Below are 13865 nucleotides of genomic sequence, written 5' to 3' on the forward strand. Positions count from 1 at the left end.
CCACTGGTTAGATTCATGGGGTGCTGGGCCTACCCGATCATGTGACCGCCTGTCTCTTCGATCTGGACGGCGTGCTGACCCAGACCGCCCGGGTGCACAACGCCGCGTGGACCGAGACCTTCGACGCGTTCCTGCGCGCGCGGGCCACCGCCACCGGCGAGCCGTACCGCCCCTTCGACCCCGGGGACGACTACAACCGCTACGTCGACGGTCGACCCCGGGCCGACGGGGTCCGCACCTTCCTCGCCTCCCGGGGCATCGCCCTGCCCGAGGGCGCACCGGACGACCCGCCCGGGGCGGACACCGTGCACGGCCTCGGCAACCGCAAGAACGTCGTCCTGCTGGAGCGGCTGCGCACCGGCGGCGTCGACGTCTACCCCGGCTCGGTGGCGTACCTGGAGGCGGCGGCCGCCGCCGGGCTGCGCCGGGCGGTCGTCTCGGCCAGCGCCAACTGCCGCGAGGTGGTCGCCGCCGCCGGCCTGGAACACCTGCTGGAGGCCCGGGTGGACGGAGTGGTCGCGCGGGTCGAGGGGCTGCGGGGCAAGCCGCACCCGGACACCTTCCTGGCCGGGGCGCGGCAGCTCGGCGTCGTACCGGCCCAGACGGCGGTCTTCGAGGACGCGCTGGCGGGAGTGGCCGCCGGCCGGGCGGGCGGCTTCGGCTACGTGGTCGGCGTCGACCGGGTCGGGCAGGCCGACGACCTGCGTGCCCAGGGCGCCGACATCGTGGTGCACGACCTCGGTGACCTGATCGGCGAGGAGTTCCGCGGGTGATCCGGGAACGGGCGTATCCAGTCGAGCCGTGGCACGTGCGGGAGGTGCTGCTCGACCTCGACGTGCTGGCCCAGTCCGAGTCGATCTTCGCGCTCTCCAACGGGCACATCGGGTTGCGCGGCAACCTCGACGAGGGCGAACCGCACGGCCTGCCCGGCACCTACCTGAACTCCTTCTACGAGCTGCGTCCGCTGCCGTACGCCGAGGCCGGGTTCGGCTTCCCGGAGTCCGGGCAGACCATCGTCAACGTCACCAACGGCAAACTGATCCGGCTGCTCGTCGACGACGAGCCGTTCGACGTCCGGTACGGCGAACTCCTCGACCACGAGCGGATCCTCGACCTACGCGCCGGCACCCTGCACCGGTACGTGCACTGGCGCTCCCCGGCCGGTCGGGAGGTCAAGCTCCGCAGCACCCGGCTGGTCTCCTTCCGCCAGCGCTCGGCCGCCGCGATCAACTACGAGGTCGAGGCGGTCGACGGCCCGTTGCGGCTGATCGTCCAGTCCGAACTGGTGGCCAACGAGGCCCTGCCCGCGCAGAGCAAGGACCCCCGGGTGGCGGCGGTGCTGGAGTCTCCCCTGCTGGCCGAGGAGCAGCTCACCCAGAGTCGGGGCGGCCTGCTGATCCACCGGACCAAGGTGAGCGGCCTGCGGGTGGCCGCCGCGATGGACCACGAGGTGCAGGCCCCGGCCGACGTCACGGTCAGCACCGAGGGGTACGACGACTGGGTCCGCACCACCATCGGCTGCGTGCTGGAGCCGGGGGAGACGCTGCGCGTGGTCAAGCTGCTCACGTACAGCTGGTCCAGCCAGCGGTCGCTGCCGGCGCTGCGCGACCAGGTCGGGGCGACCCTCGCGGCGGCCAAACTGGACGGCTGGGACGGCCTGCGCCGGGAGCAGCGGGAGTACCTGGACGAGTTCTGGGACGCCGCCGACGTGCGCGTCGAGGGTGACCCCGAGGTGCAGCAGGCGGTCCGGTTCGGGCTGTTCCACGTGTTGCAGTCCGGTGCCCGTGCCGAACGGCGGCCCATCTCGGCCAAGGGACTGACCGGTCCCGGGTACGACGGGCACGCGTTCTGGGACACCGAGATGTTCGTGCTGCCGGTGCTCACCTACACCCAGCCGGGCGCCGTCCGGGACGCCCTGCACTGGCGGCACTCCACCCTCGCCCAGGCCCGGGAGCGGGCCCGGACGTTGTACCTCGACGGGGCGGCCTTCCCCTGGCGCACCATCGAGGGGCCGGAGTCGTCGGCGTACTGGCCGGCCGGGACGGCCGCCTTCCACATCGCCGCCGACGTCGCCGACGCGCTGCGCCGCTACGTCCTGGTCACCGGGGACACCGAACTGGAACAGTCGATCGGGCTGGAACTGTTGATCGAGACTGCCCGGCTGTGGCGCTCGCTCGGGCACCACGACCGGCACGGCCAGTTCCACATCGACGGGGTCACCGGCCCGGACGAGTACACCGCGGTCAAGGACGACAACGTCTACACCAACCTGATGGCCCAGCGGAACCTGCTCACCGCCGCCGACGTGGCGATGCGCTACCGGGACCAGGCGATCCGGCTCGGGGTCACCGAGGAGGAGGCCGCGGCCTGGCGGGACGCCGCGCACGCGATGCACATCCCGTACGACGACGAGGTCGAGGTACACGAGCAGGTCGAGGGGTTCACCCGGCAGGAGGAGTGGGACTTCGAGCACACGCCGTCGGACCGGTACCCGCTGCTGCTGCACTACCCGTACTTCGACCTGTACCGCAAGCAGGTGGTCAAGCAGGCGGACCTGGTGCTGGCGATGCACTGGCGCGGGGACGCGTTCACCGCGGAGGAGAAGCTGCGCAACTTCCTCTACTACGAGCGGCGGACCGTCCGGGACTCGTCCCTGTCGGCCTGCACCCAGGCGGTGCTCTCCGCCGAGGTGGGTCATCCCGAGCTGGCGCACAGCTACCTGCGCGAGGCCGCGCTGATGGACCTGCACGACCTCAACGAGAACACCCGCGACGGCGTGCACATGGCCTCACTGGCCGGGGCGTGGATCGCGCTGGTCGCCGGGTTCGGTGGGCTCCGCGACCACGACGGGGAGCTGACCTTCTGCCCCCGGCTCTCCAGCCGGCTCAGCCGCCTGGAGTTCTCGCTCCAGTGGCGGCAGCTCCGGTTGCGGGTGGACATCCGGGCGCACCAGACGACGTACTCGCTGCGGCACGGCGGGCCCGACGCGGTCCTGGAGCTGCGGCACTACGGTGAGCCGGTCCGGGTCACCTGCGACCAGCCGGTCACCATGCCGGTGCCCCCACCCCGCCCACCCGGCCCTCCCCCCGTGCAGCCCCCCGGCCGCGCCCCCCTCCGCCAGGCCGACAAGATCCGCGAATAACCCCCCAACCCCGTCGATCATGGAGTTCGGGCACCACACAAGCCTCACAAAACACCACTGGTCGGGCGCCGCAACTTCATGATCGACGGGGTGGAGGGGGCCGGGTCAGAGGTGTCCGCCGGTGGTCGGTCGGCCCGCCGCGTCGTGTGGGGCCATCGCCCGGGGGTCGTCGGCGGTACGCGCCTGGGCCGCCTCGTCCGCCCAGTCCCGGCCGCGCTCCTCGTCCTCCCGGTGCCGCTGCTCGTCGGTGCGCTCCTTGCGGGGCTTCTGCTGCTGGCTCATGCCGGTCCTCCCCGAGTGGTGGCGGACGTGGTCCCGCCCGCCGGTTCGTCTGCGGCTACCCGGGCCCGGCACCGGCAAACCCGACCGCCACCCGACGGGCGGGTTGGAGTGCCGGCGACCGGCCCGGGTAACCGACGGGATCGGAGCCGGCCGGTCGGCCGGCGGTTGCGGAGGTGGGACATGGACGTACGCGCCACCGAGACGGCGATTCCCGTGGCGGGCGGACCCACCGGGGAGCCCGGCCCGCCTTCGGGGATCGCCCTCACCGCAGACCTGCTCGTGCCCGCCGAGCCGGTGGGGGTGGTGCTGTTCGCGCACGGCAGCGGTTCCTCCCGGCACAGCCCGCGCAACGTGGCGGTGGCGCACACGCTCAACGACCGGGCGCTCGCCACCGTCCTGGTGGACCTGCTGACCCCAGACGAGGAGCAGGTCGACGAGCGGACCGCCGAACTCCGCTTCGACATCGGCCTGCTCGCCGGACGGCTGGTGGGCATCGTCGACTGGCTGGCCGCCGAGCCTGCGCTGGGGCGGCTGCCGATCGGCCTGTTCGGGGCGAGCACGGGTGCGGCCGGGGCACTGGTCGCGGCGGCGGACCGGCCGGACCTGGTCCGGGCGGTGGTCTCCCGGGGTGGTCGCCCCGACCTGGCCGGCGCGGCGCTGTCCCGGGTACGCGCACCGAGCCTGCTCCTGGTCGGCGGCCGGGACGAGCAGGTGCTGGCGTTGAACGAGTCCGCCCTGTCCCGGCTCGACGGGGTGGGCGAGCTTCGGGTGGTGCCCGGTGCGACGCACCTCTTCGAGGAGCCGGGCACCCTGGAACAGGTCGCCGACGAGGCCGGCGGCTGGTTCACCACCCACCTGCGCTGAGCCCGACGGCGGCCGGTGCCGGTGTCAGGCGGGGTCGGCCTCCGGGCCGGGCCCGGCGACATCCGGCAGGCCGAGGGCCTGTTCACGGGCGGCCTGCTGGCGGTACCGCTGGATGGTGTCCACCACGCGGTAGGCGACGGCGGTGATCGGCACCGACACGAAGGCGCCGGCGATGCCGGCGACCAGCGTGCCGGCGGTCACCGCCACCAGGATCACCGCCGGGTGCAGCCGTACCTGGCGCTTCATGATCAGAGGCTCCAGCAGGTTTCCCTCGGTCTGCTGGACGGCGATCACCGCCGCGAGCACCAGCAGCGCCGTACCGGGACCGTTGGCGGCGAGCGCCACCAGGACGGCGACCGTGCCGGCCACGGTGGCCCCGATGATCGGGACGAACGCGCCGATGAAGGTGATCAGCGCCAGCGGGAAGGCCAACGGCACGCCGAGCAGCACCAGGGCCAACCCGATGCCGACCGCGTCGATCAGGGCGATCATCATCGTCCCCCGGCTGTACGCGCCGAGGGTGCGCCAACCCGCCCGTCCGGCGGCGGCGGCCATCGCCCGGTTCCGCTCGGAGATCCGTCGCAGCACCCAGTGCCACATCGCCCGGCCGTCCTTGAGCAGGAAGAAGAGCAGGACGAGGGAGAGCAGCACCGATCCGGCCACCTCGGCGGCGGTACGGGCACCGGACACCGGGTCGGGCGAACTGCGGTTCATGCCGGCGCGCGCCTGCTCGGTCAGCCGGTCGAGCTGGGCCTCGCTGACCGGCAGCGTGGAGGTGACGAAGTCCCGGGTCCGCTGCACGCCCTGGTCGAGTTCGTCGGCCAGGCCACGGAACTGGTCGGCGGTCAGGCTCCAGACCAGCGCGGCCGTACCGAACAGCACGCCGAGCAGCAGCAGCACGGTGAGCAGCGCGGCGAGCGAGGCGGGCAACCGGAGCCGACGCAGCAGCCGGGTCACCGGGTCGAGCAGCGCGGTGAGGAAGAGCGTCGCGGCCAGCGCGATGGCCAGCGGGGCGAGCAGCACCGCGATCTTGCCGAGCAGGTAGAGGGCGGCGACCACCACCACCAGGCAGGCGCTCCACATGACCATCGAGCGCACCAGCCAGGGCAACCGGTCCCACGTTCCCCGCAGTCCGCCCGGCATGGGCCGGTCCGCCGTACGTCCCTCGTCGCCATTCATCACGTCGGCCCTCCTCGATCCCCGGCCCGGAGGTACCCGTCCGTCCCGCTCCCGACACCCCCGGCGGAATGATCCCGGTCCGTCACGGGCGCGATCCGTCTGTCCGCCGACCGCAGAGGAAGCGTGGTCGGCCGGCGGGCAGGGCGAACTGTTTGCCCCTCCGGCCCGAGGGAAGGCAGGAGGGACCGACACCGGGAGGAGAAAGCCGTGAGTGACTTCATGGACAAGGCCAAGGACCTGGCCGACAAGCACGACAAGCAGGTCGACCAGGGGATGGAGAAGGGCGGCGACATGGTCGACCAGCGCACCGGCGGCAAGTACGACGAGCAGATCGACAAGGGGGTGGACCAGGCCCAGACGCGTACCGGCGAGGGCGACCAGGTGCGCTGACGGCTCCGGGGCGCGCCAGGGGCTCTGGCCAGGATCGACCACTCTCGCTACTATCCGCAGTCAGGCCATGACTCGACGTCGGGTCGTGTGCCGCGGACGTGGCCGCGCTCGCGCGGACGCCGACGAGAGGACGTCATCCGGTGACCGAGACGATCGCGCACCCGTATCCGTTCAGCCCGCCCGACCGGCTCAACCTCGATCCCCGGTACGCCGAACTCCGCCGCGACGAGCCACTCGTCCGCGTCCAGCTGCCCTACGGCGAGCCGGCCTGGCTGGCCACCCGGCACGCCGACGTCCGCATGGTCCTCGGCGACCCCCGGTTCAGCCGGGCCGCCTCGGTCGGGCGGGACGAGCCGCGCAACGTGCCGGAGCAGCGGGAGTCCGGCATCCTCGGGATGGATCCGCCGGAGCACACGCGACTGCGGCGGGTGGTGGCGAAGGCGTTCACCGCCCGCCGCGTCGAGCAGCTCCGGCCGGGCACCCGCCGGGTCGCCGGGGACCTGGTCGCCGGAATGATCGCCGCCGGGGCCCCGGCGGACCTGGTCACCCACGTGGCGACCCCGCTGCCGATCCGGGTCATCTGCGACCTGCTCGGTGTGCCGGTCACCGACCAGGACCGGTTCCACACCTGGTCCGAGGCGATCGTCTCGACCACCGCCCTCAGCCCGGAGCGGGCCCAGGAGTACGTCGACAACCTCTTCGCGTACATGGCGGGTCTGGTCGAGCAGCGTCGGGCGACCCCCACCGACGACCTGCTCGGCGCGATGGTGCGCACCCGCGACTCCGACGGTGACCGGCTCAGTGAGGGGGAACTGGTCGGACTCGCCGCCGGGCTGCTCGCCGCCGGGCACGAGACCACGGTGAACCAGATTCCCAACCTGGTCTACGTGCTGCTGACCAATCCGGAGCAGTGGGCGCGACTGTGCGCCGAGCCCGGTCTGGTGCCGAGCGCCGTCGAGGAGCTGATGCGGTTCGTCCCGCTGGGCGCGACCGCCGCCTTCCCCCGCTACGCCACCGAGGACGTCGAGGTGGGTGGTGTGCTGGTCCGGGCCGGTGAGCCGGTGGTCGTCTCGATCCACTCCGCCAACCGGGACGAGCGGGTCTTCGCCGAGCCGGACCGGATCGACCTGGCCCGCCCGGTCAACCCGCACATCGCCTTCGGGCACGGCGTGCACCACTGCGTCGGCGCGCAGCTGGCCCGGATGGAACTCCAGGTCGTCCTGGAGACCCTGATCGAACGGACGCCCGGCCTGCGGCTCGCCGTACCCGAACCGGAACTGACCTGGAAGACCGGCCTGCTGGTACGCGGCCTGACCAGCCTGCCGGTGAGCTGGTGAGCGAGAGGAGACCCCGGTGACCTCGTCGTGGCGGGTGAGTGTCGACCCCACCCGGTGCATCGGATCCGGCATCTGCACAGGCGCTGCGCCGGACCACTTCGTCCTCGTCGACAGCCTGTCCTGTCCCCGGAAGGAACTGATCGAACCGGCGGATCCGGTGATCGACGCGGCCGAGTCCTGCCCGATGGAGGCCATCCGGGTCTCCGACGCGGCCAGCGACCGGCGGATCGCCCCGGAGATGTGAGGCCGGAACGACGTGGTGCGGCGCCCCCGTGGGCCGTGCCCGCCCCCGGAGGCGCCGCGACAGAGGACCGGCGACGACGGCGGTGCCGCCTCGGCCGGTGTCCGGTCAGTGGCGCTGCTTCTCCCGCAGCTCTTCCATGCTGGTGGGACGGCCGCTGAGCGCATCCCGCATCCGGTCGATCAGGCCCGTGCCGGGAGCGAGCAGCTTGTTCGCGGGCGGGTGGTCCGGAGCGGCCGGGTGCGGACGGGTCGGGGCGATCTTCTTCGTCGCCTCGACCTTGTCCGCGAGCTCCACCAGTTCCTCGTGCGCGACCGCGGCCCGCAGGCGGGGGAAGAGGTCGGCCTCCTCCTCCTGCACGTGGTGCCGGATCGTGCTGGTCAGGTGGGCGAGGATCTGGTTGAAGCGGGGGTCGGTGGGGTCGGTCGACTCCAGTTCCTTCATCGTCCGCTCGGCCTCGGAGTGCTCGGAGATCTCGTGCTCGGCGACCTGGTCGCCGTCGGGGAGTGCCTTCCGGGCAGCCGGGTAGACGTACGCCTCCTCGGCGACGCTGTGCCGGACCAACTCGGCGATCACCACGTCGGCGAGCTGCCGGCGGTGCTCCGGGGTGCCCTGCCGGCTCTCCAGCTCGACGAAGAGTGCCTCGACCTCGCGATGGTCGCTGGTCAGGACGTCGATGACGTCCCGGCCCGCCGTGGCCTGTGGGTTGGTCATGTCGTTGCCCCCTGCCGGTGCGAATCGTTGCGGATGCACCCTCGGTACCCTGCGTTCCGTCGATCAATCCGCGACGTCGGGTGAATCCGGTGTCGTACTGCCGTCGGGACCGGACGGGGCCGGACACGACGCGGGGCCGGTCTCCTGCGACAGGAGACCGGCCCCGGTGGCGGTCCGGCGGACGACCGCGACGTCCGCTCCGTCAGGAGCTGTAACCGCGCTCGGCGATCCAGTGGGCGAGCCGCTCGGTGGTCATCCAGTACTCGCCCAGCGGGTCGGCCGGGTCGGCGATCCGGACGACGTCGCCGCCGTCGCGGTACGCCACCACGGTCAGGTAGTGGCCGCCCGGGAACGAGTGCACCCGGCCGTCGGTGTCGACCGCGCTGCCCTTGATGTTCGCCACGACCGGATCCCCGGCCTCCACCGCGTCGACCACGTCGGCGCGCAGCCGCTCGATCTGCTCACGACTGGCCGCCGACTCCCGGATCTCGGTCGTCCGGTAGCCACCGGTCAGCTCGTTGAGCACCCGGGTGACGTCCTCGGCCGAGTTGGTGCCCGCCTCGGTGGTGCCGAGCCTCCTGGCCAGTTCGTGCTGGCTCAGGTGCTTGCCGGCTGCGGTGAGAGCGATCCGGGTCGCGGCCGGTCCGCAGTAGTAGAAGTTCGGCTGGGCCTGGTACTCGATGCCGACCGCACGCTCACGTCGGCGGTCCCGGTCGTCCCGGCGGTCCCGGTCGTTACGGTCGTCACGACGGTCCCGGCCCTCGTCCCGGCGGTCCCGGTCGTCGCGGCGGTCGTTCCGGTCACCCTGGTCGGCGCGGGGCGACGAGGCCGGGAACCGTTCGGCCTGCGGGGGCGCGGCCTGGGCGGCCACGGCCGGTCCGGCGATCGCGCCGCCGGTGAGGACCAGCCCGGCGACCGACAGCATGCCTGTGCGCAGCATCCGGTTCATGTCGAAGCTCCTTCGGGGGTTGACGTCCGCGCCGGGGGTCGGTGGCGCGGGCACCTGCACCGAGTCAGGCGTTTCGGCTGTCCAGGGGATCGCCCCTGCCGGGGCGTACCGAGGTGTCAACGACCCGCCCCGGCCAGCCATTCCGCCCGTCCGCCCGTCCGCCCGTCCGCCCGGGAGTTCGCCTCATCGCCGGGGCAGCCCGGCCGGGGGTGTTGGGGATCAGCCCGGGAGTTCGCGGTGCCGGGGTCAGAGGTTCCCGAGAAGACGGACGACGGTGATCTCGATGACCACGCGGGCCGGGTTGGGGCGGGGCGGTCGGTACCGCTCGGTGTAGCGGCGTTCCGCCTCGGCCACGGCCGGGGCGTCGGTGCGGACCACCGCCCGGCCCTCGATGGTGAGCCAGCGCCGGCCGTCGACCTGGCACACCGCCACCGGTGTCCCCGCTGGCCCGGCGGTGGCGACGTGGTGGGCCTTGTGGGACGTCCCCGACGTGATCACCCGGGCCAGGCCGGCGTCCGGGTCGAAGGTCACCCCCACCGGTACGACGTGCGGAGTGCCGTCCGGGCGCAACGTGGTCAGCGTCGCGAGGTGCCGTTCCCGGCAGAACGCGGCGACCCGCTCGTCGTGCGGGTCCAGATGGTGCCCGCCCCCGGTGCGCTGCCGCATGTCGTCCCCTGTCTGCCGGTCACCGCGATCATGGCACGATCGTCCGGCCCGGGGGCGGATGTCCGGTCCGTGGTCAGGCGACGGCGGCGTGACCCTGGTGGAACTCCGCCCGGACCGGGCGGTTCCCGGCGAGCGTCGGCTGCTCCGTTCCCGGCAGGGGGAGCACGTCGGAGGTCTCGGGCCTCCGACCGGTGGCGGCGTACGCCTCCTCCCGCAGACTGCGGGCGGACGCGGCGGCCAGCTCCGCGTCGTGCCACGCCGCCCGCTCCCGCTCGGCGGCAGCGCGGTGCCGGGCGAGCAGGTGGTCCCGGGCGGCCCGCCGCAGCACCAGCTCCTGCTCGACCGGGTGCCGTCGGGGGTCCCATCCGTTGCGGTGTGCGATGGCGTCGTCGAGCTGCTCCTTCGACAGCTCCTGACGCTCGTACGCGGCCCGCGCGGCCTGGTGCAGGTAACGCTCCCGGTCGGCGTACTCGGCCGGGGTCTGTGGGGTACGCGGCAGGGGCAGGGCTGCGGCGGCGTCCAGGCGGCGCAGCGCCGCCTCGGCGTCCTGGCACGCCTGCCAGGTCGCCTCGACCGCCTCCTGGGCGGCGAGCCATCCGGCCCGTCGGCGCTCGGCGGTCACCGTGGCCCGCTCGGCGGCGACCGCCACCTCCTCGGCGTAGCGGTCGAGGTCCTGTCGTTCCCGGGCCACCTCCAGATCGGGAGGGAGGACGGCCTGTCGGATCCGGCGGGCCGCGCGGAACCAGTCCGGGCGGACGAGCAGGGTGGCGACGGCGGCCACGACCACGCCGAGGAGGGCCAGCCAGATGACGGCGGCGCGGGGCACGTCGATCAGGACGGAGGAGAGGACGGTCTGCATCACCAGCACCTCGTGACGGGACGGACGGGACAGGACTCGACGGGTGCCCGGTCCGGACGGGCACGGGGGCGCGGGCGCCTCGGGAGTCCCCGCCCACGGCGGACGTCGACCGGCGGGGGACAGGGACGTCCGGGGCGGTCGGTCGCGGGCGGTCGGTCAGGTCCGGGGCGGGGCGCGTCGGCCCGGGAGCCGCTGTCCCGGGTCGGCGGCCGGCGGCGGAAGCAGGGTGCCCACCCGGGTGGCGGTGCCCAGATCGTCGATCGGGCAAACCGGCGGCTGTCCGGTGTCGCACCGGTCGCCGACGGGGCGGGACGACACCGGGGCGCTGACCGGCCGGACGGTCGGTTGCGGGACACCGGCGACCGGGACCGGCCGGAGCCGGGGGGCGGACGCCAGCGGCGCCTCGGCCGGGGCGCCGGTCGTCCCGCCGAAGGCCAGCGTCAGGACCAGGGCGGTCAGTGCCAGGCGGGTGAGGACGCGCAGGGCGCGCAGCATCGTCGGCCCGAGCGGGCGGACGAAGGCGGGCGGCTGCACCGTTCCAACCTAACGGCCGGACCGCCCGGTCGCCCGTCGGCGACCGTGGTGTGACCGGATCCACCGCCCGTTCCCGGACGCGTCGCCGCTGTTCGAGCCGGGGACGCGGCCCACCTGCCACGTCCGTCGCGGTGTGCGGAACCCCGCTCCACGGTGGACCGTCGAGAGTCGACCGAGCGGCGTCAGGAGGCCGAGGAGGAGGCGGGGGCCGGCGAATCGTCGCCCGGTTCGGCGAAGAGCGCGAGCAGGGCTCCGACGTGCTGGTACGCCTCAGCGGGGTGCCGGAACCGCCCGGCGGGGTTCACCGTGTACTCGTTGCGTCGGCCGACCCGGGTGCGTTGGAGGTACCCGCCGGCCTCCAGGTCGGCCACGATCGCCTGCGCGGCCCGTTCGGTGACGCCCACCTCGTCGGCGACGTCTCGAAGCCGGGCGGTGGGGTTACGGGCGATGGCGAGCAGTACGTGTGCGTGGTTCGTGAGGAAGGTCCAGTTGCGCTGGCTCCCGTTCTCACGCTGAGTCGTCGCCATGACCGTCATGTTATGACCTTCGTTTCGCATTCACCGCCGCGCCCTCCGGTGTCAACACCTGAAACGCATATCACGTATCCCTTGACGTGGTTTGCGCTCCGTGTGACCGTGGTGGCAAGCCGTGCCCACCCTCGTCGTGCGTGCGGGCGGGCCGGCCCGGAGAAGGGGTGGGGAAGTCATGACCGTTCCTGCTACGCAGCAGCCTCCGACGAGTCCCGCGCAGGCGCTGGACGAACTGCTCGCGGGCAACCGGCGTTTCGTCACCGGCAGCCCGCTGCACCCCAACCAGGACGCCGGTCACCGAACCGCGGTCGCCGACGGGCAGCACCCCTTCGCGGTCCTGGTCGGCTGCTCCGACTCCCGCCTCGCCGCCGAGATCATCTTCGACCGGGGCCTCGGTGACCTCTTCGTCGTCCGGACCGCCGGGCACACCGTCGGGGCCGAGGTGCTCGGCAGCGTCGAGTACGCGATCACCGTCCTGGAGACCCCACTGGTTGTCGTCCTCGGCCACGACTCCTGCGGCGCGGTGCAGGCCGCCCGGGAGGCCGACGGCACCGGGGCGACGCCCTCCGGCTACCTGGGGGCGGTCGTCGGCGCGGTGGTGCCGAGCCTCCGCCGGGCCGCCCGGGAGGGCGTCGACGACATCGACGGGATCGTCGACATCCACATCGACCACACCGTCGAACTGCTGCTGGAGCGCTCGGTGACCCTGAACCGGGCGGTGCGGGACGGGCGGTGCGCGGTGGTCGGCATGTCGTACCGCCTGGCCGCCGGCGAGGTGCGGATGGTCCGTGCGATGCCCGCCAGCGAGGACGTCGCCCTCGTCGCCGGCCCGGCCGCCCTCACGGCCCCCTCAGGCAGCTGAACTCCGCCCGGCCGGCGGCGCGGGTGGCCGGCGGCCCTGGCCCACCGGCGTCGACCCGGTAACGCGAACAGGCCCCGCTCTCCCAGGTGTGTGGAGGCGGGGCCCGTGTTCGTCCGGCGCAGGTCAGAGCATGGACACGTGTACGTGGTCGGTGTGGTCGGAGGGGCCGCTGTACGACTTCCAGCCGGTTGCCGGGAACCAGATCTGCTTGTTCCAGATCACGTAGTAGATGCCGAGCCGGTCGGCGTTACGGACCAGGAACGCGGTGAGGTTGTTGCCGTACATCCGCTCCGCGCGGGTGTCCCAGCTGCTGAACCCCGACTTCTGGAGCGACCAGTCGCAGGCCCGCCCCTTCGGGTGCTCGTACGGCCCGCCCGGCCGGTAGCACCCGACGAAGAGGTTGAAGCCGGCCCGCTTGACCTCCCTGTACATGTGCAGGGTGCGCGGGGTGATGCAGCCGCCGGTGGTCGGGTCGTCCTCGGTGCAGCCCAGCGGGCGCCAGTTGCCGTTGCTGTCCCGCCCGGGGCCGATCCGGGCGATCGGGGAGGTGGCGTCCACCAGGCCACCGGTCAGCCCGACGCCGCCGACGAGGGCGAGCGACCGCTCCGCCTCGCGCTTGCGCTTCTGCAGGATGTCCGCCTGCTTCTGCTGCTCCAGCACCTCGGCGTCGAGCGCCTTCTTGGCCCGTTCCGCCTGCTCCTTGACGGCGGCGACGGCGGCGACCTTCTTGCTGTTGACCATGTTCATCTCGTCCAGCGCGGCGGCCCGCTTGACGAACGAGTCGGGCGTGTCGCTGTCCAGCAGCATGGAGGCGGGGCCGACCCGGCCGGTCATGTAGGACCGCACCGCGATCGTGGCCACCTGTGGGGTGAGCGCCTTCAACTCGTTCCGGGTCCGCTCGACCTCCAGGGCGAGGGTGAGCTGACGCTTCTTCGAGGCGTTCAGTTTCGCCTGGGCCTGGGTGTAGCTGCGGTTCGCCTCCTCGATGACCTCGTTGAGGAGCGTGGGCTGTTCTCCGTCGTGCCCCGACGGGCTCGACGGCTCCGCCAGTGCCGGCGCGGGCCCAGCGGCCACGGCGAGGGCGGCGATCACGACCACGACAGGTTTCAGCCAGCGGCGCAGGGGTGCCGTCACAGTTTTCCCTTCCGTCGACCGCCGACCGGGTTAGCTGACGGGTTCGGGGCGGAAGTGGCCCCTACCGCTGACGCGGATGCACCCCATGAACCTGGTTCCCCGGTTCGCCGGTGGGCGATTAGGCGGTGGCCCCGCTGGCGCCGGTGCGCGCCTTCGGCGGTAACCGGCAGCGAGGTTACCTG

The 13865-nt window shown here is 73.0% G+C and carries 16 protein-coding genes and 1 riboswitch; of the genes, 7 read left to right on the top strand and 9 right to left on the bottom strand.

Going from position 1 to position 13865, the window contains the following annotated elements; translation table 11 throughout:
- The first annotated feature begins 20 nt into the window (after positions 1–20).
- Together IGA62_RS15580 and IGA62_RS15585 are read left to right on the top strand one after the other, a co-directional pair.
- The gene (locus tag IGA62_RS15580) at positions 21–773 is read left to right on the top strand and encodes a beta-phosphoglucomutase family hydrolase (RefSeq protein WP_145820460.1); all 753 of its coding nucleotides are present in this window, start codon (positions 21–23) and stop codon (positions 771–773) included.
- A complete protein-coding gene (locus tag IGA62_RS15585) occupies positions 770–3142 on the top strand; it encodes a glycoside hydrolase family 65 protein (RefSeq protein ID WP_145820457.1) in 2373 nt (790 codons plus the stop codon). Before IGA62_RS15580 ends, IGA62_RS15585 begins: the two co-directional genes overlap by 4 nt.
- Positions 3143–3247: 105 nt before the next feature.
- Here the strand turns inward: IGA62_RS15585 and IGA62_RS15590 are convergent, their stop codons facing one another.
- Positions 3248–3424, bottom strand: a complete 177-nt coding sequence (locus IGA62_RS15590) for a hypothetical protein (RefSeq protein ID WP_186500060.1) — start codon at positions 3422–3424, stop codon at positions 3248–3250.
- Between the two features lie 180 nt (positions 3425–3604).
- Here IGA62_RS15590 and IGA62_RS15595 point away from each other — a divergent pair, with 180 nt between their 5' ends.
- Positions 3605–4288: a dienelactone hydrolase family protein gene (locus IGA62_RS15595; protein ID WP_232624659.1), complete on the top strand. Its 684-nt coding sequence runs from the start codon at positions 3605–3607 to the stop codon at positions 4286–4288.
- 24 nt (positions 4289–4312) lie between these two features.
- Here IGA62_RS15595 and IGA62_RS15600 read toward each other — a convergent pair whose 3' ends face one another.
- A complete protein-coding gene (locus IGA62_RS15600; RefSeq protein WP_186500356.1) occupies positions 4313–5467 on the bottom strand; it encodes an AI-2E family transporter in 1155 nt (384 codons plus the stop codon).
- Between the two features lie 207 nt (positions 5468–5674).
- Between IGA62_RS15600 and IGA62_RS15605 the strand changes: the two genes are divergently transcribed.
- The 3 genes from IGA62_RS15605 (at position 5675) to IGA62_RS15615 (ending at position 7438) form a co-directional block, all read left to right on the top strand.
- A complete protein-coding gene (locus tag IGA62_RS15605; RefSeq protein ID WP_145820455.1) occupies positions 5675–5857 on the top strand; it encodes an antitoxin in 183 nt (60 codons plus the stop codon).
- Between the two features lie 140 nt (positions 5858–5997).
- Entirely contained in the window at positions 5998–7194 is a 1197-nt protein-coding gene (locus tag IGA62_RS15610; protein ID WP_186500059.1) for a cytochrome P450, read from the top strand.
- Positions 7195–7210: 16 nt separating this feature from the next.
- On the top strand, positions 7211–7438 hold the full coding sequence (locus tag IGA62_RS15615) for a ferredoxin (RefSeq protein WP_091455674.1): 228 nt from the start codon (positions 7211–7213) through the stop codon (positions 7436–7438).
- Between the two features lie 105 nt (positions 7439–7543).
- Here IGA62_RS15615 and IGA62_RS15620 read toward each other — a convergent pair whose 3' ends face one another.
- The 6 genes from IGA62_RS15620 to IGA62_RS15645 all read right to left on the bottom strand — a co-directional run bounded on the left by IGA62_RS15620 (position 7544) and on the right by IGA62_RS15645 (position 11693).
- Positions 7544–8149, bottom strand: a complete 606-nt coding sequence (locus IGA62_RS15620; protein ID WP_145820452.1) for a hemerythrin domain-containing protein — start codon at positions 8147–8149, stop codon at positions 7544–7546.
- A gap of 202 nt (positions 8150–8351) precedes the next feature.
- Positions 8352–9098: a C39 family peptidase gene (locus IGA62_RS15625; RefSeq protein WP_145820450.1), complete on the bottom strand. Its 747-nt coding sequence runs from the start codon at positions 9096–9098 to the stop codon at positions 8352–8354.
- Between the two features lie 246 nt (positions 9099–9344).
- The gene (locus IGA62_RS15630) at positions 9345–9764 is read right to left on the bottom strand and encodes a pyridoxamine 5'-phosphate oxidase family protein (RefSeq protein WP_145820448.1); all 420 of its coding nucleotides are present in this window, start codon (positions 9762–9764) and stop codon (positions 9345–9347) included.
- Positions 9765–9837: 73 nt separating this feature from the next.
- Positions 9838–10623 (bottom strand): hypothetical protein, encoded by a 786-nt coding sequence (locus IGA62_RS15635; RefSeq protein ID WP_145822198.1) that lies wholly within the window; start codon positions 10621–10623, stop codon positions 9838–9840.
- A 156-nt stretch (positions 10624–10779) separates the two neighbouring features.
- A complete protein-coding gene (locus tag IGA62_RS15640; RefSeq protein WP_145820446.1) occupies positions 10780–11157 on the bottom strand; it encodes a hypothetical protein in 378 nt (125 codons plus the stop codon).
- A gap of 182 nt (positions 11158–11339) precedes the next feature.
- Complete coding sequence (locus IGA62_RS15645) at positions 11340–11693, bottom strand: helix-turn-helix transcriptional regulator (RefSeq protein ID WP_145820444.1); 354 nt, start codon at positions 11691–11693, stop codon at positions 11340–11342.
- 169 nt (positions 11694–11862) lie between these two features.
- Here IGA62_RS15645 and IGA62_RS15650 point away from each other — a divergent pair, with 169 nt between their 5' ends.
- Positions 11863–12549 carry a carbonic anhydrase gene (locus IGA62_RS15650; protein WP_145820442.1) on the top strand — a complete coding sequence of 229 codons (687 nt, stop codon included), beginning with the start codon at positions 11863–11865 and terminating at the stop codon, positions 12547–12549.
- 123 nt (positions 12550–12672) lie between these two features.
- Here the strand turns inward: IGA62_RS15650 and IGA62_RS15655 are convergent, their stop codons facing one another.
- Positions 12673–13683 carry a coiled-coil domain-containing protein gene (locus IGA62_RS15655; RefSeq protein ID WP_145820440.1) on the bottom strand — a complete coding sequence of 337 codons (1011 nt, stop codon included), beginning with the start codon at positions 13681–13683 and terminating at the stop codon, positions 12673–12675.
- Positions 13684–13687: 4 nt separating this feature from the next.
- A riboswitch (cyclic di-AMP (ydaO/yuaA leader) is annotated at positions 13688–13818 on the bottom strand.
- Between the last annotated feature and the right edge of the window lie 47 nt (positions 13819–13865).

Source organism: Micromonospora sagamiensis (genome assembly GCF_014680085.1).
GTDB classification, from domain to species: domain Bacteria; phylum Actinomycetota; class Actinomycetes; order Mycobacteriales; family Micromonosporaceae; genus Micromonospora; species Micromonospora inyonensis.